The organism is Planococcus sp. BI3, from assembly GCF_056680115.1.
The window spans coordinates 487,014-511,543 of record NZ_CM155266.1 but is presented as its reverse complement, the minus strand read 5'-3'; the positions used below and the strand labels follow the sequence as shown (position 1 = coordinate 511,543).

The 24,530-nt window shown below is 45.9% G+C and carries 28 protein-coding genes, 1 pseudogene and 1 riboswitch; of the genes and pseudogenes, 12 read left to right on the top strand and 17 right to left on the bottom strand.

Features of this window, described 5'->3' with window-relative positions; translation table 11 throughout:
- Positions 1-293: 293 nt before the first annotated feature.
- The 4 genes from AC1MEO_RS02660 to AC1MEO_RS02645 all read right to left on the bottom strand — a co-directional run bounded on the left by AC1MEO_RS02660 (position 294) and on the right by AC1MEO_RS02645 (position 1,700).
- Entirely contained in the window at positions 294-638 is a 345-nt protein-coding gene (locus tag AC1MEO_RS02660; protein ID WP_480334134.1) for a hypothetical protein, read from the bottom strand.
- A 103-nt stretch (positions 639-741) separates the two neighbouring features.
- Positions 742-1,068 carry a hypothetical protein gene (locus tag AC1MEO_RS02655; RefSeq protein WP_480334133.1) on the bottom strand — a complete coding sequence of 109 codons (327 nt, stop codon included), beginning with the start codon at positions 1,066-1,068 and terminating at the stop codon, positions 742-744.
- A 227-nt stretch (positions 1,069-1,295) separates the two neighbouring features.
- Entirely contained in the window at positions 1,296-1,505 is a 210-nt protein-coding gene (locus tag AC1MEO_RS02650) for a hypothetical protein (RefSeq protein ID WP_480334132.1), read from the bottom strand.
- A 42-nt stretch (positions 1,506-1,547) separates the two neighbouring features.
- Complete coding sequence (locus AC1MEO_RS02645; RefSeq protein ID WP_480334131.1) at positions 1,548-1,700, bottom strand: hypothetical protein; 153 nt, start codon at positions 1,698-1,700, stop codon at positions 1,548-1,550.
- A gap of 1,274 nt (positions 1,701-2,974) precedes the next feature.
- Between AC1MEO_RS02645 and AC1MEO_RS02640 the strand changes: the two are divergent.
- The 6 genes and pseudogenes from AC1MEO_RS02640 to AC1MEO_RS02615 all read left to right on the top strand — a co-directional run.
- Positions 2,975-3,157: pseudogene (locus tag AC1MEO_RS02640) on the top strand (recombinase family protein); the annotation flags it as partial.
- A gap of 307 nt (positions 3,158-3,464) precedes the next feature.
- Positions 3,465-3,570: riboswitch (TPP riboswitch) on the top strand.
- 88 nt (positions 3,571-3,658) lie between these two features.
- A complete protein-coding gene (locus AC1MEO_RS02635; RefSeq protein ID WP_480334130.1) occupies positions 3,659-4,249 on the top strand; it encodes a YkoF family thiamine/hydroxymethylpyrimidine-binding protein in 591 nt (196 codons plus the stop codon).
- A 1-nt stretch (position 4,250) separates the two neighbouring features.
- Entirely contained in the window at positions 4,251-4,832 is a 582-nt protein-coding gene (locus tag AC1MEO_RS02630) for an ECF transporter S component (RefSeq protein WP_480334129.1), read from the top strand.
- The gene (locus AC1MEO_RS02625) at positions 4,825-6,255 is read left to right on the top strand and encodes an ABC transporter ATP-binding protein (RefSeq protein ID WP_480334128.1); all 1,431 of its coding nucleotides are present in this window, start codon (positions 4,825-4,827) and stop codon (positions 6,253-6,255) included. The genes AC1MEO_RS02630 and AC1MEO_RS02625 overlap by 8 nt, the downstream gene beginning before the upstream one ends.
- Positions 6,236-6,991, top strand: a complete 756-nt coding sequence (locus tag AC1MEO_RS02620) for an energy-coupling factor transporter transmembrane component T family protein (RefSeq protein WP_480334127.1) — start codon at positions 6,236-6,238, stop codon at positions 6,989-6,991. Before AC1MEO_RS02625 ends, AC1MEO_RS02620 begins: the two co-directional genes overlap by 20 nt.
- 254 nt (positions 6,992-7,245) lie before the next feature.
- Positions 7,246-7,710 (top strand): hypothetical protein, encoded by a 465-nt coding sequence (locus tag AC1MEO_RS02615; RefSeq protein ID WP_480334125.1) that lies wholly within the window; start codon positions 7,246-7,248, stop codon positions 7,708-7,710.
- A gap of 164 nt (positions 7,711-7,874) precedes the next feature.
- On the opposite strand, the gene AC1MEO_RS02610 is transcribed toward AC1MEO_RS02615, so the two are convergent.
- The 4 genes from AC1MEO_RS02610 to AC1MEO_RS02595 all read right to left on the bottom strand — a co-directional run bounded on the left by AC1MEO_RS02610 (position 7,875) and on the right by AC1MEO_RS02595 (position 11,511).
- Complete coding sequence (locus AC1MEO_RS02610) at positions 7,875-8,234, bottom strand: hypothetical protein (RefSeq protein WP_480334124.1); 360 nt, start codon at positions 8,232-8,234, stop codon at positions 7,875-7,877.
- A gap of 603 nt (positions 8,235-8,837) precedes the next feature.
- Entirely contained in the window at positions 8,838-9,257 is a 420-nt protein-coding gene (locus AC1MEO_RS02605; RefSeq protein WP_480334123.1) for a sporulation protein, read from the bottom strand.
- 64 nt (positions 9,258-9,321) lie between these two features.
- Positions 9,322-10,509 carry an AI-2E family transporter gene (locus AC1MEO_RS02600; RefSeq protein WP_480334121.1) on the bottom strand — a complete coding sequence of 396 codons (1,188 nt, stop codon included), beginning with the start codon at positions 10,507-10,509 and terminating at the stop codon, positions 9,322-9,324.
- Positions 10,510-10,566: 57 nt separating this feature from the next.
- Positions 10,567-11,511 (bottom strand): LCP family protein, encoded by a 945-nt coding sequence (locus AC1MEO_RS02595; protein ID WP_480334120.1) that lies wholly within the window; start codon positions 11,509-11,511, stop codon positions 10,567-10,569.
- Between the two features lie 499 nt (positions 11,512-12,010).
- Here AC1MEO_RS02595 and msrA point away from each other — a divergent pair, with 499 nt between their 5' ends.
- Both msrA and AC1MEO_RS02585 read left to right on the top strand, forming a co-directional pair.
- Positions 12,011-12,541: a peptide-methionine (S)-S-oxide reductase MsrA gene (gene msrA, locus AC1MEO_RS02590; protein WP_480334118.1), complete on the top strand. Its 531-nt coding sequence runs from the start codon at positions 12,011-12,013 to the stop codon at positions 12,539-12,541.
- Positions 12,542-12,616: 75 nt separating this feature from the next.
- Positions 12,617-12,928: a hypothetical protein gene (locus tag AC1MEO_RS02585; protein ID WP_480334116.1), complete on the top strand. Its 312-nt coding sequence runs from the start codon at positions 12,617-12,619 to the stop codon at positions 12,926-12,928.
- A gap of 175 nt (positions 12,929-13,103) precedes the next feature.
- On the opposite strand, the gene AC1MEO_RS02580 is transcribed toward AC1MEO_RS02585, so the two are convergent.
- Entirely contained in the window at positions 13,104-14,285 is a 1,182-nt protein-coding gene (locus AC1MEO_RS02580; protein ID WP_480334115.1) for an MFS transporter, read from the bottom strand.
- A gap of 274 nt (positions 14,286-14,559) precedes the next feature.
- On the opposite strand from AC1MEO_RS02580, the gene AC1MEO_RS02575 reads away from it, so the two are divergent.
- Positions 14,560-14,793, top strand: a complete 234-nt coding sequence (locus AC1MEO_RS02575) for a hypothetical protein (RefSeq protein WP_480334113.1) — start codon at positions 14,560-14,562, stop codon at positions 14,791-14,793.
- Between the two features lie 108 nt (positions 14,794-14,901).
- Positions 14,902-16,509 (top strand): ABC-F family ATP-binding cassette domain-containing protein, encoded by a 1,608-nt coding sequence (locus AC1MEO_RS02570; RefSeq protein ID WP_480334112.1) that lies wholly within the window; start codon positions 14,902-14,904, stop codon positions 16,507-16,509.
- A gap of 114 nt (positions 16,510-16,623) precedes the next feature.
- Here AC1MEO_RS02570 and AC1MEO_RS02565 read toward each other — a convergent pair whose 3' ends face one another.
- The 4 genes from AC1MEO_RS02565 to AC1MEO_RS02550 all read right to left on the bottom strand — a co-directional run bounded on the left by AC1MEO_RS02565 (position 16,624) and on the right by AC1MEO_RS02550 (position 18,266).
- Positions 16,624-17,100, bottom strand: a complete 477-nt coding sequence (locus AC1MEO_RS02565; RefSeq protein ID WP_480334110.1) for a YkvA family protein — start codon at positions 17,098-17,100, stop codon at positions 16,624-16,626.
- A gap of 52 nt (positions 17,101-17,152) precedes the next feature.
- On the bottom strand, positions 17,153-17,359 hold the full coding sequence (locus AC1MEO_RS02560; RefSeq protein ID WP_480334108.1) for a cold-shock protein: 207 nt from the start codon (positions 17,357-17,359) through the stop codon (positions 17,153-17,155).
- Between the two features lie 211 nt (positions 17,360-17,570).
- Positions 17,571-17,771 (bottom strand): cold-shock protein, encoded by a 201-nt coding sequence (locus AC1MEO_RS02555; protein WP_480334106.1) that lies wholly within the window; start codon positions 17,769-17,771, stop codon positions 17,571-17,573.
- Positions 17,772-17,954: 183 nt separating this feature from the next.
- Positions 17,955-18,266 (bottom strand): DUF1033 family protein, encoded by a 312-nt coding sequence (locus tag AC1MEO_RS02550; RefSeq protein WP_480334105.1) that lies wholly within the window; start codon positions 18,264-18,266, stop codon positions 17,955-17,957.
- Positions 18,267-18,454: 188 nt separating this feature from the next.
- Between AC1MEO_RS02550 and AC1MEO_RS02545 the strand changes: the two genes are divergently transcribed.
- Positions 18,455-19,168 (top strand): 5-bromo-4-chloroindolyl phosphate hydrolysis family protein, encoded by a 714-nt coding sequence (locus AC1MEO_RS02545; protein WP_480334104.1) that lies wholly within the window; start codon positions 18,455-18,457, stop codon positions 19,166-19,168.
- A complete protein-coding gene (locus AC1MEO_RS02540) occupies positions 19,140-20,321 on the top strand; it encodes a toxic anion resistance protein (protein ID WP_480334102.1) in 1,182 nt (393 codons plus the stop codon). Before AC1MEO_RS02545 ends, AC1MEO_RS02540 begins: the two co-directional genes overlap by 29 nt.
- A 418-nt stretch (positions 20,322-20,739) precedes the next feature.
- Here the strand turns inward: AC1MEO_RS02540 and AC1MEO_RS02535 are convergent, their stop codons facing one another.
- The 4 genes from AC1MEO_RS02535 to AC1MEO_RS02520 all read right to left on the bottom strand — a co-directional run bounded on the left by AC1MEO_RS02535 (position 20,740) and on the right by AC1MEO_RS02520 (position 24,527).
- Positions 20,740-22,593: a vWA domain-containing protein gene (locus AC1MEO_RS02535; protein ID WP_480334100.1), complete on the bottom strand. Its 1,854-nt coding sequence runs from the start codon at positions 22,591-22,593 to the stop codon at positions 20,740-20,742.
- Positions 22,594-22,602: 9 nt separating this feature from the next.
- Positions 22,603-23,460 (bottom strand): ATP-binding protein, encoded by an 858-nt coding sequence (locus AC1MEO_RS02530; RefSeq protein WP_480334099.1) that lies wholly within the window; start codon positions 23,458-23,460, stop codon positions 22,603-22,605.
- A gap of 90 nt (positions 23,461-23,550) precedes the next feature.
- Positions 23,551-23,748, bottom strand: a complete 198-nt coding sequence (locus AC1MEO_RS02525) for a DUF6501 family protein (RefSeq protein WP_480334097.1) — start codon at positions 23,746-23,748, stop codon at positions 23,551-23,553.
- 188 nt (positions 23,749-23,936) lie between these two features.
- Positions 23,937-24,527 (bottom strand): DedA family protein, encoded by a 591-nt coding sequence (locus AC1MEO_RS02520; protein ID WP_480334095.1) that lies wholly within the window; start codon positions 24,525-24,527, stop codon positions 23,937-23,939.
- Positions 24,528-24,530 lie beyond the last annotated feature (3 nt).

Here is a 24,530-nt window from a genome sequence, read left to right as displayed (position 1 = left end):
TTTTCTGCCTACTTATTGTTTCATCACTTTCCAGTTAGTTTATTTTTATACAGCATGTGTTGAGAATGCATAATGACAATTTTTTTGGCCAAGAAAAGAGCGATGCCATTTTATTAGCATCGCCCTTCCTAATCTATTGCCAGCCCTTGATTTTTCTGCGCTTTTTATTGCATGTCTTCAGTAATAACGACTTACCAAACTATCAGGAAAAAACCATAAATCACATGAATTCTCAAATGATTCTTGTATCCCTATAAGGATGCTATACACCGATTGCTATTCCGGTTTTGCTCTCAGCCTTGAAACATTTTCTCGATGGCTTTGAAGCTGTCATAACATTCTTTCCGGCAGCGTCCCTCCAATAAACCTAAAAGTGCTTCTCGTCCAATTGAAAACTGGCGCTCTATAGTTTCCAAAGAGTCCTCTTTGTTGTGGTAAAGATACAGCATCGTATAGACATCCTCATCACTGAAGTTAGTCAAGTATTCGCTGGATGGCATCGGGATTTCCCCTTTTTCAATGGCATCCCATTTTTTCTTCAATTGCTTATACATTTTGTACCCGGTGATATATTCCTCGTAGTCGCACAACTCCCAACTGAATGTATCTTTTGCTTCTGCAGATTGATAATTTTCCATGAGCTATTCCTCCTCCTTGTATAGTCAGTTTAGAAATGTGGCTTTGCTTCTTTTTTGATGGCTGCCGACATTTCCATCCGGTTCTTCCCCCGGCAGCTTTTGTTCAGAAATTCTCCCAGCTTTGTTCCAACTCCTGCCACGTAAGGAACATCTCCCGATTGGCCTTCAGATAATAAGGAATAATGCCATAAAGTTCATTCGGACAACGTTTGGACAGTTGCAGTAAATGCCGAAAAACTTGTTCGGACACCTCGTATTTCTCCAAGCAATTTGGCAAGGCCTTCACTTTTTCAGTTGCCTGTTCCATCCCTATATCCTCGAGTTCGACCCAACATGTTTCAACTTGAGTCTGTTTCTCTCTGCCTGTGAAAGAAATGGCTACACGCGTCAACCTGGCGAATAGCGTAATCGCGGTCACTCCATTTTCCATGTATACATCCTTGGATTTGAGAAAGAAATAAGTGACTGACTTCTGAGTACTCAATTGTTCTCGCGCCATTTTCTTGATTCTCCTTTTCCCATTTCCATGTGGTTCTTTATGAAAATAAAACCAGCTCCGAACAGGGCAATATTTGTGAATTAACCGAACCACAACCCCTTTTCTCATGGGAGTCCGCTTTGACTGCCTTTTCATCAGAATAAGATTGTTTTACACCTTTATTTAATTACGGAGTAATTCCCCAAATACAGCGCCACCTTCAATTTCTTCTGGTTTTTTAATGATTTGGCCTTTTTTATACATGGAGTAAGCTGTTTTTTTCGACAGAGTTTTTTGTTCTCATTGTCCAGAAAGCCGATGGAAAAAGTTTTCCCATCGGCAGTTTGAACAAATTCCAGAAGCTTAAAATCCACTTCTTCTGATAACATTTCAATTACCTCCCATTTCATGTTCTTCTTCCAGTCGCTGGCTCAGGAGTCTTCTTGCAGTTTCATATCAACACTTTTTTCAGCATATTCTTCAAATACAAGCATCTGCACACTTTCTTGCATGCCAATAGTGCGTAACTGCAAGTCATCGGACAAACCAAGGTTTTTTTGTAATGGACGGAACTTGCTATTCAAGAACCAGAAGCGCCTCATAAAGACATCCTACAAAATGTTCAGTGGGTTCCAAGCAATTCAAGTTGCAGACAGCACAAACCATCTGCCATCGTCATCACTTGCTGCAAGCAGTATGTTGGAAATAAGAAGGCCTGTTGTTTGAGCGCTGACGTGATAAGAGAAATTTCTTCAGTCAGCAGGAAAACTTCAACCATGTTAACAGCAGACCTGCCTTCCAGAATTCCGTAAAAGGACACTTCTATATTCAGTGAATAGTAAAAGCAGGATTTGCTGGTCTCCCGTTTAGCTGCTCGTTTCTTTCTGAAACCCTAAATTCCCGAACTCCATTCAACTTCTGTGTTCATTACCTGGCTTATTTCTACTGTTGCCTGTGCCAATGGATCTTTTCCTACCACTTAACCCAACCCTTCCGCGTTTAGTTTACAGAATTGATAATCGGCGCAGCTTTCTAAAGTGCCCAACATTTGTTCTGCTAAGCAGAATGGCCTCTCGATAAAGTTTTTTAACGAGTACCGGGTTAGTTGATAAAATAGTCCGGGTTTCTGGACCTTTATCTTTCAGATAAAATGCGGGCAAATATCCGAATAATGAAGATGCACATCACCATTACTTTTAACCTATACTTTCCATGTATTTTGTACTTCGATATTTCTCACGCTTGAAGGTTTTTTGAAAAATGATGAACTTTGGATAAAAAAAGTCAACCTCATGGGCAAGTTCTTCTGCTAATTGATTTTGCATAAATAGATCGGGCAGTTTTCACAATTTGTTTCTGACTTTAGATGCTCGGGATTGTGAAGAAGGAGTTTCTTTTACTCGAGGTCAATAAACCACGCTTTTTTAAATCATTCAGCATCCGGTTGGCCACTTCCTCCATCATTCCGCAAAGGTTCACTAGGCCCTGGTTGTTAGCATCCTATCAATCATAATCCCTTTTTCTGTTTGCTCCCCGCAGCTGTTAGAAAGTCTGATCACGATTGATACAGCGCTCCTTTTTGCCATGCAACAGCAAAGCTCGAAATTTCGTTTGGGTTTTCAGCTATCCGGATCCTTCAGAAAAACCGCGTAATTTATCAAAAATAAGACTAGTTTTTAACGGAGTTAAGATAGGACTATAGATTCACTTAACTGCAATAAAAAATTATTTTATATAACTTTTTATTACCTTTAGACTATACCCACTTCCAATAGATGTAAAGGTTATTTGAATGTTTTTTTTATTCAGATTTCTTTCTTTTTTTTTGATCTTATAGCATCTGACCGCAATAATGAGCATCAATGAACGGGATATCTATCTGGACAAGCAGAGTGGTAAAAATTTTGAACGGGCAAATTAGCAATTGCTAAAACGAGTTATTCGAAAAGGAGACATTCTATATATCCATTCGCTGGATTGGTTCTGCCAGAACAAAGAAGAGATTCTGCAGAGACAGAATGCCCTCACGAAAAATATTGAAATCATTGCAAAATAACACTGAAAGTCACAAATCCATTTCAAAGGGCGCTATTTGTGTAGATTTTCTCCCATCAACTCTCAAGCGCCGGCGCATCCATAGGCTAGGCGGAGCGATGAAAAAGGTGCTCTTCCTAGTTCAAGCACTGGAGCAATTGTCTTTGCCCAGCCCAAAGCGGCCGAAGCCATTCCAGCACACCAATCCAAACTGCCACTTCGCATATCTTTCCAATCTCCCTCTTTACATCCCCCACCACTTCCACTACACTAAACCCATCGGGAACAACCCGAACACAAAAACCGCATACCGTTTACTGCACTAGGGGTGCCCACTATGGCTGAGATGCAAGCGCAAGCTTCGATCCCTTAAAACTCGATCAGGATAATACCTGCGTGAGGAAGTGCGGCGCATTTCTGAAATAATTCCTTTTGGTTATTTGTAGATTATGGCTGCATCTTCGCGGATGCGGCCTTTTTTGTGCAAATTTTTAGGAGGAATGCTGATATGGAACCATTGCAATGCGGGACCAGCCCGATTGTCGGATTTCGCTTTTCGCTACATCCGATGACCGGCGATTTCATCAAAGTAATCAAAGGAGCCTTGAACGAGACGGACACGTCGAACGTTTGGATGCATACCGACGATGTCTCGACCGTCATACGCGGCAAACAGAATCATGTCTTCAATGTTGCCAAAGCACTGGCGTTGCACACTGCGAAAACCGGTGAGCATGTCGCGCTGTCCGGCACCTTCTCGATCGGCTGCCCCGGCGATTCTTCGGGCGACGTCTATCTGGAAAAAGACGATGTGCTGTTGAACACCGATGACACCAAGCAATACGTCTCTTCCCAGTTTGCCTTGTACCCGATGAACAATCCGGATTACATGGCGGCCATCTACCGGGAAGTGGACCGCGCCAAAAAATTGGGCGTCTTCAACGATTCGATGCATTACGCCAGCGGCATCCACGGCGATATCCATGAGGTCTTCACTTTTTATGAAGAAGCCTTTACCCATGCACGCTCCGCCGAACATCGGCACTTGGTCATGACGGTATCGATGAGCCTCAACAGCCCGTCCCATGGAGGTGCGTAAGGTGCTGAAATCATGGAAATTAAAAGAAGTTGTGCTGATGTCGCTGTTTGCGGTCGTCTTCGGCATCATCTATCTGCTGTTTGTCCATGCGGCGAATATTTGGGCAGCAATCATCGGCCCGCTCGCCTATGAATGGATGTTCGGCATCTGGTTCATCGTCTCGATCATCTGCATGTACATCATCCGCAAACCCGGCGCTGCCTTCCTGTCCGAGACGATGGCCGCTGCGATTGAAGTCTTGATCGGCAACGCCATGGGCCCCCGGCTGATTCTTTCCGGCGTCATCCAAGGGCTCGGCGCTGAAGCTGCGTTCGCATTGACTGGCTATAAGCATTTCAATATCCTGGTGCTGATGCTTGCCGGCATCGGTTCAGCCGTCTTCAGCTTCATTTATGGCTATTTCATCTCGGGTTATGCGGCACTGGACCCGTCATTTGTCGCGTTGATGTTCACGATACGCGTCCTCAGCGGCGCCATCATCGCTGGAATCGGCGGCAAGTATATCGGCGATGCGTTGCTTGCGACTGGTTCGCTCCGCGGCTATGCAATTGCGCGTGCGAAAAAAGGTGATGTGAATGCCTGAAGAAATCATTTCTTTAAGCGAGCTGTCGTTCCGCTTTCCGGAAGACGAAAAAAAAACGCTAACCGGCATTTCCTTTTCGGTCCGCCGGGGCGAACGGCTGGTCCTGAATGGCCCGAGCGGCTGCGGCAAAAGCACACTGCTGTACTTGCTGAACCGTCTGTATCCGGAAAACTGCGATGGCTTGGTTGGCGGGGAGATCTGGCTGTTCGGGAAACCCGCAGCTGACTATGCACCGGGGGAGATCAATCACCGCGTGGCCACCGTTTTCCAGGATCCCGATTCACAGTTCTGCATGCCGACCGTTGAAGAAGAATTGGCGTTCACGCTGGAAAACCTGCAGACCCCCTTCGCTGACATGGAGCCTCGCATCACGGCGGTTTTGGAAACGACAGGACTTACACAGCTGCGTCATACCGTTATCCAATCTTTATCCGGAGGAATGAAGCAGCGCGTCGCGACGGCGTGCGCGCTGATCATGGAGCCTGAGGTTTTATTGCTCGATGAACCCCTGTCTCACTTGGATCCCTATACCGCAAAACAATTTATCCACTGGCTGGAACTTCTGCAGCAAGGAGAAAATTTGACCATCATTGCCGTTGAACACCGTTTGGACAGCTGGGGTTCGTTTTTTGGACGTGAAATCCAATTGGGCTGCGATGGCCATGTCGTGGCAGACCAAAAATTCACACCGCGTCACCCGATTTCATTTCCCGAACGGCAGTCAGTTGTTCAACCGGAAACTGCGTTAAGGGCTGAACAACTCTCAGTGACAATCAAGGGCAAGCAACTGCTTTCCCCACTAACTTTTTCCGCCCGCCGCGGTGAAGTGGTGGCCATCGCTGGACCAAACGGCAGCGGCAAGTCGACGCTGGTGAAGTCGCTATGCGGCATCTACAAACGGACGACCGGTTCGATTAGATCCGACGGAATCGGCTATGTGCCGCAGTCTCCCGAATACCTGTTCCTGACACAAAGGGTCGAACAGGAAGTGGCGTTTTCGGGTGCTTCCAACCACGGCCAGCTCCGTGAATTGATGGACAGTCTGCGGCTTGAAGAAATAAAGGATGCGCATCCTTTCGCCATCAGCCACGGCCAAAAACGGCGCGTGGCGATCGCGGCCATGCTCGCGGATAAACGGCCGGTGCTGTTGATGGATGAACCGACCTCAGGTCAGGATACGGCCGCGCTGCTCGAGCTTTTCGGTTTGATTGAAGAGCGTTCCAAAGAAGGCACGACGTTCCTGATCGTCACGCATGACATGGAATTTGCGGCGAGCCTTGCGGATTCGGTGCTGCTGGTCAAGGATGGCCGGATGACCGGAAAATTCCCGGCAAAAGAAGTCTGGAGCAACAGCGAGTTGCTGGCTGAGCACCATTTGCTGCCACCAAAAGGAGTGACTCGCCTTGCGGAATCTTTTGCATGATATGAACCCGTCCGTCAAGTTTGTCCTGGTCACCCTGTCGATGCTGGCCATTGCGTTCTTTTTCAACCCGTGGACGCCGTTGCTGTTCTGGATTGGCATCATCCTGCTGCAGCTGACGATGAGCCGTATAAACTGGAAACTGTGGCTGTTGTTCATGCTGCCGTTTTCCATCGGCGCTTTTGGCTATTTATGGACCACGGTTGTTTTTGGCGCAGACACTGGCGGAACCGTCATCCTTTCATTTGCCGGAATCGATGTGACCGACGAACAATGGGCGCGCGCATTGTCTCTCGCTTTCCGAGTCATGGCGTTTTCCACTCTGTCCCTGCTGTTCGCTTTCACCACTGATCCCGTGAAATTCATCATGAGCCTTATGCAACAGCTCAAGCTGTCACCAAAACTGGCATACGGCGCCATGGTCGGCTACCAGTTCCTGCCCGTCATGAAAGATGAGTTCACCCAGATCCAGCAGGCGCAGCGGCTGCGCGGTGCAGATAGTGAAAAACACAGCTGGCAGCGGTTATTGGGCATGCGCCGCGTGTTGATTCCGATGCTGGCAGGCGCTGTCCGGAAAGCGGAACGTTCGGCATTCGCCATGGAAGCGCGCGGCTTTACCGGAGAACCGAGAAGCGCTTATTACCGGCCGGTCCGGGTTGGCCGCACGGATTTGCTGATGTCCGGTGTTTTTCTTGTCCTCCTCCTCGCCAGTTGCATTGGCGGCAGCTGGCTAAGCTGAAATTTGGGATAGATAAACTGCACATTATAAAAAAAAGGGGAATTCTCTTTAAGAGAGTTCCCCTTTCTGCTGGTATTTTGTTAGTTGCTCTTTTTTATTTTCTGGACACTTTTTCTTGTTGCATGTTTTGAATTTTTTCATATAACCTTATGTAGTATTTTACATGTACAACGGGGTACACCATTTGTTTCTATCCCTCTTATCGATTATAATGAAAGCAGTTACATTAATTAAATTAACGGGGAGGAATTGCTGTGAATGGATTTCAGTTGCTCGACGAACAAGACAACCGGATCTACTTTGTTTTCACACCTCGTCATCCACATTCGTTTCTATTGTTTGAACAACATCTGGAAACCGTACTGGCTCATTTTGAATCCAGTGTCCCCTCCGGCCAGCCGAATAGTTGGATCTTAAAAAAAATCGCAATCATCTGTGAAGATAAAATCAGTTATTTCCCCGACAACGAATTATTGATTGAACCCGATTCATTTATGGACACCACAATTCAAGAAGGTTACATAATATTATTATTTATTAAAAACTCCCCTTCCGCTCCCTTTGAACTTCAGCCTATCCAAACCATTGAGAATCATCGGAACTTCGAAGATGCCCAAAAGGCAGCAACCGAGCAAATGGCCAGCCTGAAAACTGCATCTCCCAACATCGAAATTAAAGCCCTCGGCGCCAAAATGATCTACGACATCCCGTTACAGTGACCCCTTCCATTAGATGCCTATACAATTTCAACTGAGTATAAAAAACCCCCTATTGCCGATACTTGTCCTTAATAGGCAAGCTTTGGCAATAGGGGGTTTTATGTACTTTACTTTAGTTAGACAACTAGAGACTGGGCATCAGAATCTGACTGCTCCACTCGGTCCTAATCGATATCCTGCCGCTTGCTCTTGTTGATCCAGTAAACCAAAAAAGCGACGCATAATACGATGATGACTGTTTTCCAATCGACTTGTCCTGCTTCTTCGTCCAAGCCTGCCTTCACCACTTCTCGTTTCGTTTGGGCTGACGACATTCCAGCAAGCTTTGTTTCGGTCTTTGCGGATTGAATTGCCGGCAAATGCGTTTTTTGTAGGTAGGCATCCGGCACAGCCTCGAGCAGAATAGCCATTGGCACATCACCATCCAAATGATTGCGATCCCCCTGTTTTTCACTCAGCACATGAGCCTGAACCCCACTGGAAAGAAACAGGCTCAAGCACAGCAACAACATTGCTTTCTTCATCTGCCTCCGCTCCTATTATCCGTAATCTGGAACTCCTGGTTCTCCAGCTGCATTGCCCCATTAGCAGGAATTCGGAAAAAATAATAGAGGCTTCCTGGTGGCATTTGCTGTTCCACAGATGCTGAGCAGAGCACCTGCGAACGCTAATTGCACCTGAGCCTCTTCTAAACTTTTGCCAAATGATAATTTCACGTCCAGATGGAATGTCTGAAAACTATTCCAATTAAAGGACGAAAGCGATCATGCCAGCATTCTTGGCGCTCCTCCTCAACCAGTCCATTCCACAAATACAGGGTCACGGCCTGTTGTTGCAGGTTAACCAGCTGGCTATTGCTATTGCAGCAACCAAACACAAGCTTCGTTATTTTCCGACAGCTTGTGCTCTTGTCTAATTTCTAATTTGTGTTCTCATATACCTTATCATAAGTGAGAATGATTATCAATATCATTAATGAAATAGAAAAAAGTTTTCTAAATTTTCTTTCGCACCTTTTTATGCGGGACTGTCGAAAAGCCTTTCCACGAACTTTGGCTGCCCATCTATTCATCTAATCCATTCCAGTTCCGAACTCGTCTTCAACCATAAAAAAAGAGAGCTGGATTTCAGCTCTCTAATGTTCCATAGGTAATTTCATCTTCATCTCTTGCATTGACACCGTTTTTCACATGGACAACCGTCCGCAGGATTAATTTAGCTTTTGGATTATCCAGAATCCAGCGTTCATCCGGAACGATTTCAAACTGCTGCATGACCGTATCTTTTGATTTGACAGAACCTGCAAACTCCATCGATTGTTTTGCGATAACCGTTTCATAAAAATCAAAATCGCTGTCGTCACGCGTATCCTCGATCAGCTTGATGACATTCAATTCGATGAAATCAATCGTTTGGTCTCCGTCCCCGCCGTCCAGATAAACGGTGCCGTTCAATGTTTCGCCTTCTTCAAGATGAGGCATTTCAACTACCGTTTTCACTTGTAATGAACCGATGCCTATAGATGATAAAAAATCCTTGAACTTCATAACGTAGAAACCTCCAACTTTTGTTACTCATAATATACCACAACTTCGTTGTTTCAAAACAATCTTACAGTTCCGTGTAATCGTATTGATTTTCCAAATTGGTTTCATGTCTATTATACCGGCGTTTGAATAATTTGTAAAAATGGGAAATCAAAACCCGCAGCAATGCATACATCGGAATCCCAAGTATGACTCCGACAATGCCGAACAGGGAGCCTGCCGTCAAAAGCACGAAGATGATGGTCACCGGATGGATGAACAAGGTTTTCCCCATCACTTGCGGAGAAATCAGGTTGCCTTCCACCAATTGCACAACTGTCCAAACGATAGCCAGTTTAACCAGCATGAACGGCGAAGTCACCAAAGCGATGATGGCTGCCGGAGCAATGGCAATCGCCGGCCCAATATACGGAACGACGCTCGTGACCATGGCTAAAACGCCCAGCAATAAGGCATATTCCATGCCGATGATCAGGAATCCGATATAGACCATTACCCCAATGCAAAACGCCACAATCAACTGGCCTTGAATATAGGCGCTCAATTGCTTGTCCGCTTCAGTGAACACTTCACGGGTGTCGTCACGGAATCTTGGCGGCAACAGCTTCAGGAAATACTCCGGCAATTTATCGCCGTCCTTCAAAAGATAAAACAAGATGAAAGGCACAATTACCACCGACAAAATCACACCGGTAATGGTCGAAATCAACCCGGTAACGCCTGTAATGATGCTTGTCACTGTATTTTGCAGAGTATCTGCAATGTTCGCCGGCAAAGTAGCGAGCAAGGTATCCACCGTGAAGTTGGATTCGCTGTAATAATCGCCAATAAACGATGTTCTCAAAAACGCATCAATATTGGTCAGCAATTGCATGAAATATTCCGGGAACTCGGCAATCAAGGTTTGAAATTGTGATCGCAAAAATGGAAAAACCAAGACGATCAACAAGGTAGTCAGCCCAACCAAACCAAGAAAGATGATGATGATGCCCCAAATGCGTTTGATTTTGAATTTCTCCAGCAAGCGCAATATCGGCCGCAGCAAGTAGAAGAAAATCAATGCCAGGACAATCGGTAAAACTACGGTTTTCATGAAAACCGTGATTGGATGAAAGAGAAATGAGACTTCCCTGGAAATATAAACCACCAATCCAAGCAATAACAAAGTGATCAATGTGAATAATGTGTTCTTGCCACCTAAGAAACGGATATAATTGGTGGCGAAAAATGATTGCTTCTCCTCTGGCTGCATAAGCTTCCCCTCTTCAAATAGACTCTATACTTTCATACTATCATATCCATTAATGATTTAGTCTAAGGGTTGTGATAAATACTCGCCTAATGCCAGCCTGTTGTACTCAACATCAATATCCAGAACCGATCCGGCATGAGAGTAGTTTCCATAGCTATAGCTGTTTTCAACCGGCAGGGTCAAGCGCTCTACTTCTCCGCCCCCGCCAATGGCCAATTGGGCCGCCAGTTTTGCTTGGTCAGTCAATGGCATGTCGGTTTGGACATAGCCTTGCAAGGCACCCGCCAGTTTCGGGATATTCGCAACTGCAGCAAAGCTGACCATTTCGTCTTTCATGGCCGCAATCACTTGCTGCTGCCGGCGGACCCGCCCGAAGTCGCCTTCGTTATCAGACCGGAAACGCGCATAGCCCAGAAGCTGTTTGCCGTTCAGGTCCTGAACACCCGGCGTCAACGAAACGCCGATATCTTTGGACATCGCTTTTTCGACATCGATTTCCACGCCATTTGGCGCCGCTACATCGACGAGACTTTCAAAGCTTGAAAAGTCAATCAATGCATAATGGTGAATCTCCACGCCAAACATGCCCCTAAGCGTATCCGCCAACAGATCCACGCCGCCTAAATAAAATGCCGTATTTAATTTATAGGATTGAAAGCCGGGAATATCGGCATAAATATCCCGCATAAATGAAGTCAATTTAATTTCATTGTTCACTTTATCATGTGTGACGAGCATCATCGTATCTGTACGGGACTGCTCTTCTCCACGCGAATCGACACCCAGCACCAGGATATTCTCATAATCACCGTTTGCAGCGTCTCCATCGAATGTAACAGGTTCTTGCTCTGAATTGTCAGCTAGACTTTCACCACTCTTGAATTGGATAAATGCATAAACACCAACAGCGATAAGTGCAACCAGGAGCAGGAAGACGATGCCGCGCAGCCGAAATCTTCTTCTACGTCTTTTTCTCTTGGGGGGTTGTAGTTCTTCTTCCATAATAAATCTACTCCTTTCTAAACTTTCACGTCAATAAGACGCTCAGCTGTGCATTAAGTTTCGGAATTCCTTTTAAATTAAAGGCTTAAACCATAGAAATAGGCTTTTATTCCCTCAACTGATGCGAATTTGGTGAAAAAATGAAGAATGATGCGAATTAGTTCGTCGTGTACAGAACATTTTAATTGTCGGGAAACCGGCGGAGTGGTAAGATTTTTCTTACCTACTATTCAGATGACAGGCAAAATAACCTTTTCTTCCTATTAACTGTATAAGTTGAACTAAAATAACTACAGCAGCGGATATTCCGCAAAACGGTTCCGCTTTCGGGCCCGCGGGAGTCTTCGCTGTTTTGCTCTATATCTCTAGAGATTTCTCAAGCGCCGAAGCGGCTTATTTATGATGATTCTTTAGTTCAACTAGTATACTGAGAAATTAAAGCGAAAGATTTCATCTGTAAAATGTAGCACAGCAATCACCACCGAGAGGAGCCCTTATCATGACAGAAAAAGCGACATTTGCAGGCGGTTGCTTTTGGTGCATGGTCAAACCTTTTGATCAGTTTGACGGCATTGAGCAGATCGTTTCAGGCTATAGCGGCGGACATGTAGAAAATCCTACATACGAACAAGTGAAATCCGGTACCACCGGCCATTTGGAAGTTGTTGAAATCACATTCCAGCCTGATGTTTTTCCATACGAACAATTGCTGGATATCTTTTGGCAGCAAATTGACCCTACAGATGACGAAGGCCAATTTCAAGACCGGGGCCCTTCTTACCGGGCATCCATCTTCGTCCATAACGAGCACCAACGTGCGATAGCTGAAAAAACCAAGCTGGAACTTGATGCCAGCGGACGTTTCAATAAGCCTGTCGTTACTGAAATCCGCGATGCCGCTCCCTTCTTCAAAGCAGAAGATTACCATCAGAATTTTTATAAGAAAAATGCCGAACACTATAGCATAGACCGGGCAGAATCCGGCCGGGATGTATTTCTGTCCAATGCCTGGGAAAAAGTTGACGCTTGATGCGTCAGCTTTTTTTACCCTCTTTTATAGACGCACTATTTCGTTAATTCATATTCATTTCAGGGAGGGACTCCATTGAAACTTGTAGAATCCATAGATCCTATTGTGATGCAATTGGTGATTGTTCCGATGATTGTCATTGGAATTGGCATGCTGCTCGCTTTCCTCACCAATAGAGTATACGTTGGACCAATTGCGACGATGATTGTCACCTTGAGCTATAATTATTGGTATTTCACATCTTTTTTCCCCGATTCAGAACTTTCCTTTACCATGATTTCATCCTGGTGCATCATCTTCCCTTTAATCTCCCTCTATCTTTCTTGGATGATCGTGTTTCAGCTTCATGTCATCAAAGCATTTTTCCTGCCGGATCCAAAAGAATAACTAGTTGCGTTGAACTAATGATTTATTTCAGTCGATACTCCGCAAAACAGCTCCGCTTTCGGGCCCGCAGGATGCGGGTCATGCAGGTGGCGCGACAGGACTTCGCGGTGCTATGAGTGGGAGTGAATTCGGAGCAAGCATCGGTTTTTCCTTGTATTCGTTAAAAATTGTTCGTTCAATTAATAGTAACTTTTTTATTGAGCAGGACCGCAAATATAACCATCAGCACAATGAAAACCAAAAACAGCAGCAAGGTGATGTCGTGGTTGCCCGTCTGATCGTAGACGATGCCGATGGTGAGCGGCATAAAGGCCGAGATGATATAGCCGCCCGACTGCGTCATCGCTGTCCAGCTATTGGCTTCATCAGCAGAAGTTGTTTCATCAAGCGGCATCAATAAAGCAATCGGGAAAAGTCCGCCAAGTGCGACGCCGATAAATGCAGCCGCTATCCAAATCATATCGACATTGCCGAACATCAGCAACAGGATTCCAAGCGTTCCAAAAGCCAATACGATCAATATCCAGACCAAACGGTTTGGGAATTTATTGAAAAATAACGGGATGGAGATATTGCCGGCAATCTGAACCGCTGCCATCAACGTCAATACGCCCCCGGCAGCTAAAACTGTCATGCCTTTTTCAATCGCGATCGGCGCAAGCCAGGTCAACATGGAAAAGAATAAAGCCGATTGGCAGCCGAAAAACAACAGCATATACCAGGCACGCTTATTTTTCCACGGGGAAACACGGGCAAACTCCTCAATCATTGTTTCCTCAACCCTCACTTCACCCGGTTGTTCTACACGCAGCCAAATGATGAGGGCCGCAACCGACAACAAGCTCCAGCTGGCAATCGCCAGCGGCCAGTCCGCGATGGTGTAAAAAACTCCCGTCAATCCAGCTGACAACGTTGCTCCCAACCCCATACCGAACGAATAGACCCCGATCAATGCCGCAGTCCGCATCGGGAAATCACGCTTGATCATCGCCGACAGCAGCGGACTGATGATGGCGATGGCAATACCGATGAAAAAGGCGCTGGCAAGCAGAACCGGATAAGTCGGCACAAATCCTCTGACCAATGTAAACAGCCCAATGGCCACAAGCAATACCGCAATCGAAGGCTTTAAGCCGAACTTCCGGCCGAACAAAACGGCTAAGGGCGCAAAAAGCCCCATACAAAATACAGGAACAGCCGTCAACAGGCTGACTTCACTATTGCTTAAGTTTAAATCTGCACGAATGGCCTCAAGCATTGGGCCAATGGACGAAATGGCCGGACGCAGGTTTAAAGCAACAAACAAAATTGCCAAAACCATCAAGCCAATCGTTGATTTCTTCTGCTTTTCAGCCACGTTTTTTTCCTCCTATTAATAAAACCAATTATATTCATTCATATTTTTCCGGCTAACCTGTGGAAGTTGAACCAAAGATTTTCGCCTGCCGATATTCCGCAAACCAAATCCGCCTGGAGTGATTTCTTCAACCTCAAGAAACAAAACAAGATTACGTTTTGTGAAGTTTCAACAATATATTATTTCATTGGACTGTCCTTCTCAGTACACAACGCCAAACTTGTGTACTCACCCCTCAATCATTTAAAATAGAGGTGTGAAAGGCGGGTTGTTGATGAAGCTCGTTCATTGGAGTTATGCCAAACGTTACAATATAAAAGCCATTTTCGATGACTTTCCTCATGTCGTCGTGCTGTTTCGCCAAATTGGCGGCTACTACTTTATCTACTCGATGAAAGGCCTGACGCCGGAGCATATTCCCGGCCGCCGCGAGTATGTGCGGATGGAATATTTGCTGAACAAGGAACTTGGCATGCTGGAAGCTTATGTTGAACGGAAAATCAGGTAAAAATAGCCTTATATTATTAGTTTATCCGAGACCACGGGCGATTGCTATCGATTTCCGTGGATTTCGTGGTATACTCTTCTTATTGTGAAATTTAGGAGGTACGTATAAATGATAGCTGCAAATGATGTAAGTCTTCGCTTTGGTGACCGCAAACTATTCGAAGATGTAAATATTCAATTTAACCCCGGCAATTGCTACGGATTAATTGGTGCCAATGGTGCCGGCAAATCGACGTTCATCAAAATTCTTTCTGGTGAACTTGAAGCGCAATCCGGAAATGTTTATATGGGATCAGGCGAACGCCTGGCTGTATTAAAACAAAACCATTTCGAATACGAAGAGTCCGCAGTTCTTGAAACTGTTATTATGGGCCACAAGAAATTATATGAGGTTATGTCTGAGAAGAACGCCATTTACATGAAAGAGGATTTCTCTGATGAAGACGGCATGCGCGCTGCTGAACTTGAAGGCGAATTCGCTGAGTTGAACGGTTGGGAAGCTGAATCTGAAGCGGCCATCCTGTTGCAAGGCCTTGGCATTTCTGAGGATCTGCATGATAAGAAGCTGGCTGAACTTTCCGGTTCCGATAAAGTGAAAGTGCTTTTGGCACAGGCTTTATTCGGCAAACCCGATGTTCTCTTGCTGGATGAGCCGACCAACCATCTGGACTTGAAAGCAATCCAATGGCTGGAAGAATTCCTGATCAACTTCAATAACACCGTTATCGTTGTTTCGCATGACCGCCACTTCCTGAACAAAGTATGTACGCATATTGCTGACCTTGACTTCGGTAAAATTCAGCTGTATGTCGGCAACTACGACTTCTGGTACGAATCAAGCCAATTGGCAACCCGTTTGGCATCAGATCAGAACTCGAAGAAAGAAGAAAAGATCAAAGAGCTCCAAGCCTTTATCACCCGTTTCTCCGCCAACGCTTCCAAATCGAAGCAAGCGACGTCACGGAAGAAGATGCTTGATAAAATCGAGCTGGATGATATCCGCCCTTCTTCCCGTAAATATCCATTCGTCAACTTTACCCTCGGCCGCGAAATCGGCAACGATGTGTTGACTGTCAGAGACGTCAGCCAAACTGTGGACGGCAAACAATTATTGAATAAAGTCAGCTTCAACCTGAACAAAGACGACAAAATCGTTTTAATGGGCGATCCATTGGCGAAATCGGCCCTTCTCCGCATCCTTGCGGAAGAAGACCAGCCGGCAGCCGGTTCGATCACTTGGGGTGTCACCACTTCACGCGCTTACTTGCCGATCGACAACACCAGCTACTTTGAAGGCAGTGAATTGTCATTGGTGGATTGGCTTCGCCAGTACTCACCTGAAGACGAAAGCGAAACATTCCTTCGCGGCTTCCTCGGCAGAATGCTGTTCTCCGGCGAAGAAGTGAAAAAGAAACCTTCTGTGTTATCCGGTGGCGAAAAAGTGCGTTGCATGCTTTCGAAAATGATGTTGTCACATGCGAACGTCCTGCTATTGGACGAGCCGACCAACCACTTGGATCTTGAATCGATCCAAGCGTTGAACAACGGCATGATTGCCTTTAAAGGCGCCATGGTCTTCACTTCCCATGACCATCAGTTTATCCAGACGGTTGCAAACCGCGTGATTGAAATCCGTGAAGACGGATCAATCCTCGACAAGCAATTGAGCTATGATGAATACCTGGAATGGAAAGACGCACAAGGAATCACCAACTAAACCAGCTACTATCTCAGCAGCAGACCTACTCGCCAAACCGAGTAGGTCTGCTGCTTTTTTGCGACAAAGAGGAGCCGCGGGTCTATGAAGATCCGCGGCTTTTTCAAAGCTTCTTTATTTCATGAAACGTTTCACCAAGCGGCCAGCAGGCAATTTGGAAACATATTTATTACTTGAATTGGATACCTTTTTGACAAGTTCCAATAAGTCTTTATCCCCTGTCCAATGCTCTTTGATAACTTCCGCCGGGAATTTGTTCAATATCGTGTTGATGACGAATACTGCAACCACGACATCATCCAAGAATCCTGCGGGACCAACCAAAATTTCTGGCAGAAAATCAATTGGCGCGATGAAATACATGATACCCGCACCAACAGCAGCCTTACTTTTCGCATCAATGCGACTGTCCAGCATCAATCTTGTCAGCAAGTGGAACAAATCTGGAGCAAACAATACATAGCCGCTGACAGCTCCAAACACTTTTGGTTTGGAGTCTACCCAATCCTGTACTTTCTCCCGGAGCTTATGATAAAAATCTTCTTGCTTTTCTTTGCTTGGCATTTCTTTTTTTAAATACTCATCAGCCATTTAGTTGTCCCCCTCAATCTTTCTTTACAGCAACTCATGAATGCGGTGACACTTAAAACACCAATGTCACATTTGTCGCTACACGCTCTTTATCTGCAACACCTTCATATACAGTGAACTTTACCGGCTGGCCCGGATTCAGTTTCCGGAAGCCATCGACATTGATATTAATTTCCTCGAAGAAGAAATCCTCTCCGTTGTCACCTGTAATCATACCGATCCCTTTATTTTCATCAAATGATTTCACTTTGCCTTCCATTGCGAAAACCTCCCGTATTGTCTTTGTCCAATCATCTATTTATACCCTTCCAGCATTAAATAAAAACCTGATGAACAAGGACAGTGAGGCCGGCTAAACGAGCACCCGGAAAGGCCGGCTTGTTAAAGTTAATCCGCAATAGAATGGAGTCCATTTCAGGAGATTCTTTTGCAAAAAAAAGAACCGCTCCCGAGAGAGCAGTTCTTGGCTATTAAGCTTTAGTTACGTTTGTAGCTTGAGGTCCGCGGTTGCCTTCTTCTACTTCAAATTCAACACGTTGTCCTTCGTCAAGCGTTTTAAAGCCGTCGCCTTGGATTGCTGAGAAATGTACGAATACATCGTCTCCGCCTTCAACTTCGATGAAGCCAAAGCCTTTTTCTGAATTAAACCATTTTACTGTTCCTTGTTGCATAATAATTACCTCCTACGGTAGAAAAATTTTCAATATGGAATCTTTCCAATAAAAAAATTCACATATTCCCTAAAGTACCATCACGTGCTGATCACTTTAGGGAATATGTGAATAGCTGTAATTGGTGCGGATTTCAAATTGTTAATGTAATTATATCAAATTGACTACAAAAGTCAAACAAATCTAAAAACTTATCTGAGGTTTCCCGTTAACTAGCCAAATCAACCCATGAAATATCTGCAAATCCTCTTCGCATTTTTCGCAATATTCCATTTCTTCTTCGTTCCAGTAACTTGTAAAGGCCGCGTCCCGCTCTTCATGCTCTGAGAATCGAAGGCTGAAATCCGCTTTGAGTTCTGCCAGGTAGTTGCGTGCAGCATCGGCTGCAGAAAATTTCCGGCGCGTGACCACTTTATCTTCCCAGTCATCAAACATCCACCACGGTTCATAATCCGCTCTCATATAGATGATTTCGTGCATAGTTGCCTGCCCCATTTCTTCCTCATAAGAATTGTGCCAAATCTTTTTCAGCTTGTAAAGATATAAGCATGGATTTCTGCAGGGATTCGAAAGTTTGTATTGACTTCTTCTTTCACGTAAAATATAAGGAAGAAGAGCACTGGAATGAAACTTTTCAGTGTCAAGGACGTATAAGTTAAGTAGCAGTGAAGGAGGTCCTTTACATGAAGCCCCTAAAGCCGATTGAAAATTTTATCAAGAGACAATCCGTCAGTTTGCCTCTTATGACAGTGATGTTCCCAATCCTGTATCTAGGAGCCGAAATTGGGTTGATCGCGTCAGGAGCTGTTGCCGCCGGAACTTATATCGCCAGCAACAGCACCATCAAACAGGTTCAAATTTCAGCTGACTCCAAACATCTTGGAATGACCCGCAGTGAATTTAAAAATGTACGAAACCAGATAAAAGAAGGCAAGGAAAAAATCAAACAGCTTCAAGGTAATTATTATAAAGTACGTTCTATTTCATCTTTTAAACAATTGATGGACATGACAAAAATCGCGAATAAAATCATCAATGTCGTCCAGCAAAATCCGAGAAAATTCTATTTAGCCGAACCCTTCTTTTATTCCCATTTGGATTCAGCGATTGAATTGACGGAAAAATACACCTTATTGGTTGGGCAGCCTGTCAAAGACCAGGAAATGCGTGTGGCCTTGCAGGATACGCGGGAAATGCTGCTGTCGCTCAATAAAGTGATGGAACAGGATTTAAAGCAGGTCCTGTCCAGTGATGTCGAGAAACTTCGCATGGAACTGGATTATGCCCAATTGGCTGTCGATCAGCACAATAACAATAGCCAGAAATTACTCGTTCAGCCAGAGCCTGAACATGAGGGAGACGTGGAAGATGACAGAGAAACCATCAACTCGAAGTGAATTGGATGATTTATTGGAATCGCCATTTGGCATGCAATTGGAAAAACAGGAGCAGGCAGTTGCCGAACAAGCGGAGGGCCGCCCTGTTGCTTTAATGGATCGCTTGACGAAAGAAGAACAAGCGAAAGCGCGTGAGCTTGCCAAGCAAATTCCGACCGGCAACAATGAAGCCATCCTGACCTACGGCGCCAATGCACAAAATCAGCTGAGCCAGTTTTCACACAAGATGCTCGACCATGTTCAGCGCAAAGACATCGGTCCTGTCGGTGACGTGCTCCATGACCTGATGAAAAAGCTGGAGGAATTGAATCCTGAAGAGTTGACGCAAAAGAAAAAAACGGGCATCCGCAAGATTTTTTCAAAAGCCAAATACTCAGTCCAGGAAATGATGACCAAATACCAGAAGCTCAGCACCCAGGTCGACCGCATCAGCATCCAGCTGGACCATTCCAAGCGCGGCCTGCTGGATGATGTACAGATGCTTGAGCAGCTGTATGACCAAAACAAAACCTATTTTCAGGCTTTGAATGTCTACATCGCTGCCGCTGAATTGAAGCGCGACGAAATCATGAGCGAAACGATTCCCGCGCTCCGCAAAAAAGCGGAAACTTCGCAGGATCAAATGGTCTACCAGGAAGTCAACGACATGATGCAGTACGTGGACCGCCTGGAAAAACGGCTGTACGATCTGCAGCTTTCGCGCCAGATCACCATTCAAAGCGCACCGCAGATCCGCATGATCCAGCAGACCAACCAAACCCTGGCGGAAAAGATCCAGTCGTCCATCATGACGTCGATTCCTTTATGGAAAAACCAGATTGCCATCGCGTTGACCTTGAACAAACAGCTAAAGGCCGTAGAAGCACAAAAACAAGTCACCTCCACCACCAATGACCTGCTGTTGAAAAACTCGGAAATGCTGAAAATGAATTCGATCGAAACCGCCCGTGAAAATGAACGCGGCATCGTCGAAATCGATACCTTGAAGAAAACGCAGGAAAACCTGCTTGAAACCATTGAAGAAACGCTGAAGATCCAGGCGGAAGGCCGCAGAAACCGAAAAGCAGCCGAACTTGAAATCGGCCGCATGGAAGAAGACCTGAAACAACGCCTTCTTGCCATCCATGACAACAACGAAAAGAATAATATGTAAATAGTTAACCCCCGGAAGCTGGTGAGCTTCCGGGGGTTTTTGTATTCTAGATGAAGATTCGGCGGTCCTACCTTATGGTTCCGGGTTTCTACATGAAGAAAAGAGGCGGCTTTCTCATCCATCCACTCTTCTACATGAACCATTCAGCTTTCTAAACGAATTCCATGAAAACCATCACAAACTGTCTGTGAATAGAGCTTGATGAGAAAGCAGCACTTCCTATCCCCAGCTTTCGTCCCGTGAACAGCTTTGTGTGGTCTCTTTCATGGAAAGTATTTCAGCCTGGCCAGAAAGTATTCTGGGAGCTGCAGAAAGTGTTTCGTCTCTTTTGGAAAGTATTTTATACTTTTTGGAAAGCAAATGCTTTTATTGGAATTAACGATTGAAACACGCCAATATTAGCCAAAAACACTTAACATCACCCCGCCTGAATCACCAGATGCAAGCTTCTTTTCAGGAGGCGCAGAGTCTGTTCGACAAATTGCTCCAAGGAATCGGCACTGACGGATTTATTGCCATACATCATCCGGTAAAATGCGGCCTGCTCTTCTGTGATCGAGTCGCTGCTCAAAAATAGGTGCAACACTTCGATGCCCTGTTTTTTCGCTTCTGCTACGGCGTTTGCGGTATCCACCACGCCATTCTCCGCGTAATTATAGGCAGATGGCTCTCCATCGGAAAAGACCAGTAAAAAGCGGTGTTTCTCGGCTCTGTGTTTCAAGCGGCTGTTCATCCAGCGAATGGCGAAACCATCCCGGTTGTCTTCATGCGCATCCAGGGAGGCAATTACCTGGGCATGGTCTTTGCCCCGGTCTTCGAACTTATGCATCCACTCGAAATAGTTCGGCTGCTCAGTATCACTAGCTTCATAGGCATCCTCGTAAAACAAGACGATTTCATGCGGTACGTTCAAGCCGCGCAGCACATCGTGGAATAACAGCACGGCTTGCTTTGTTTCGTCCAGTTTATCGAGCATGGAAGCGGAGCCATCAATCAACAGGCAAAAAACCGCATCCAGTTCTTTAGAAGGTGCTGTTTTTCGGTAGAACGGCTTGGGGCGTTCTTCAATCACCAGCGGCATCAGCTTCTTCGACAGCCTCCCCGCATTCAGGTTGGTACGGACGCCTTCCTGCCGCTGCGTCATCCGTTTTTTCAGCTCTTTCAGCAAAGCCCGCACATACGGTGCCTGTTTTTTCCGCCAGTCCTCAATTTCGAGGCGATGGTCACCTTCCGCACGCAGTCTGGACTCATGGTATACCACCTGGTCATTGGCTGAACCGAACCGGCCTTCTGCTTTTTTGGGCTGGCTTTCCATCTGCCGGTCTTCGGCATCACTGTCTTCCAGATGCTCTCCGCTTGAATCGCCTTTAGCGGTCTGTTGAACCTCGCCGGCACCTTCTTCTTCCCTGCCGCCTTCAGCAAGCTGGGAGTCGCCGCGTTCGAGCTCAAACTCCATTGCAGGTGCCTCGCTCATTTCGGTTTCCCGGTGCCAGGCCTGGAACCATTCTTCAATAGTTTCAATTTCTTCCGGTTCTTCCGCCTCATCCGCTTTGATGCCTTCATGGTAATGAAACGGCGGCACTTTATCAGCCGTTTCACCAAAAGTGTAATAGGTATGCAGTGCATCTCCTTCAAGCAGGAATTCTGCGCGGTCCATGATCCGGTCCACCACTTTCACCGAATCCATTGTTGTTTTTGCATCGAATAATTCCGTCCAAATGAAAGACAAGGCATTGAAACGTTCTCCGGCATCAACGTCAATCCCCCGCAACCGCAGATAAGCCGAGTTGATCAACCCATCGCTTCCAAAGCCTTTTTTCAGGTTTTGCCGGAATTGATCTTTGTGGTATTCCGTATAGACCGCTTCCCGCGTGTCAAAAGCCGCAACCGTTCCAGGACGCGCCGCTTTAATCTGTTCGGAAAGCCGGAACTCCTCGGCGCATAACAGCAATTGTTCCCGCAGGCTCGGCAAAGCGGTATCAGTCCTTTTGAACCGGCGCCATGCAGTCAAGTTGAAGTCCCGCCAATAGCCCGCTGCTATCAAATAGATATCCGACAAGTAGCCATTGCGCTCGATCCGTTTGGCCCGGTGCCGCCAAAAGACGCTGACGGACATCGCCGATTCGGATGGCCGTAACTCCACCAGTTTGCGGGTCGTCACCTTCAAATAAGGAGCATCTGCCAGTGCACCGGCGAGCAGCTCCATTTGATGAAGCATCTTGGTATCGATGGTTTCATTATTGAATTGGATAAACCGGTTGACTGATGCCATTAGTTTCACCTACTCCTTCCAAGTATGAGCCAGGTCCATGAACAGATCGCGTTCACTTTCATCTTCCAATTTTTCCGCGATAGCGTATTGCACGGCACGCAATGGGTCCATATAGTGCGCCAGAGCCGTTGCATCCAGCAGGCTCCGGATCGAAGCAGCTTCTTCCGACAACAAGCCGTTCGTCACTTGTTTCATTAAATCTTCCGCCAAATTCAGCATAAATTTTTTCAGAATTTTATCCGCTTCCGGAAATTCGCGGTCCCATAGCTCAGCCAGCTGCTGACCTGTCAAATAAGGGATCGGATACGCAATAAAACGGTTTTTTAAGGCTTCATTCATGGGGGCTGTGCCGATATAACCTTCATTGATGGCAGAAATCACCCCAAAATCAGGATGCGCCTCAATCACTTCGCCCGTAAATGGATTCGTCATCATGCGGCGATGGTCCAATGCACTATGAAGAATCGGCAGGGTTTCGGCTTTGGCCATGTTGATTTCATCAATATAAAGAAAATGCCCTTTTTTCATGGCCGTAACCACTGGCCCTTCGACAAACTCAATGACGCTTTGGCCATCCCGCTGCACCAATGTCTTAAAGCCCAGCAGCGCTTCCGCGTCCAGGTCAACCGAACAGTTGATGCTTTGCATCGGCTGTCCGAACAGCGCGGAAATGCTTTCCGCCAGCTTGGTCTTGCCCGCTCCCGTCGGCCCTTTCAGCAAAACAGGCTTCCGCAGGACAACCGCAGACAGAATATCCTGCCACAGATGGTTATCAGGCGCGATATACCCCGCTTTCCCGATCAATTTATCATACGCTTCATGCGTTCGCTCTTTTCGCTTTGCAATATCCTGTTCAATCAATGACATTCCGATTCCTCTTTTCCACAGAAAAAGCCGATGTAGATTCATCGGCTTTTTGATATTCTTCACGGCCTTTAACAGCCAACTATCCATTCATTATTCGAAATAAGTTTTATAGAACCCGCCGATTTTCCCGGTATTGTCTATAACAAAAATAAATTCTTCGGTCTCATTCTTCACTTCATATTCTTTGCCCACAGTCAGCACGTTGGAAACCAAAAATTTCGCTGCATCCGTGTGCTTGCAAGTTACCGTTTTAATCGTTTCTCTGTCAAGCCATTCATTGTGAATCATCGTCCTCATCCTTTTCAATCTGTCTATACCTTCAGTATAAGGAAAAAGCAGGCCAATTTCAAACTGGCTCTGCTTTGATGTGCTTATAGGTTATAATTTGCGAAAGCTTTTACGAAAATATCCACTTTCAGACCCACTGGATGTGGGTCATGCAGGTCCAGTAACATTACCACATTCTCTAAAACCCTTCACTTCTTCGCAAACTTGGTACTGTAAAGATAACGGAACACCACGATGCCGATGACAAGAACCGACAGCAGGATCAAAAAGCCCTGCAGGTGCTCAAGGATGGTCTCATAGGCATAGGGAAACATCCGGCCGAGATTAAAATAGATGAACATCCAGACAAATCCGGCCGTATAAGCGAACATCATGTAACGCAAGAATGGAAAACGGTTGGCGCCGACGACATAAGGCATCGCCCAACGGATTCCAGGCAGAAAAAAACTGAAGGCGATTGCCCATTCCCCATGCTTTTCCAGAAAGTTGCTGAAGCGGCTGATCGGCCCTTTCAGACGGGTCCGGTTTAACCGGTTTAAGAGCCGATGCCCCAGACTGCGGCCAATAAAATACGCGAACGTGTTGCTGGTGATCAGACCGAGATAAGCTGAAAGAAAAGCATAGACTGGCTTAAAATAGCTGATTTCCGTCAAGACTCCCGAAAAGGCTGCGGCGACTTCATTGGGAATCGGCAGACCAAAAAGCAACAGCCAATTAAAGACGAACATGCTGAAATAACCATATTCCTTCACTAATTCAATAAAAAACGAGATATCCATAGA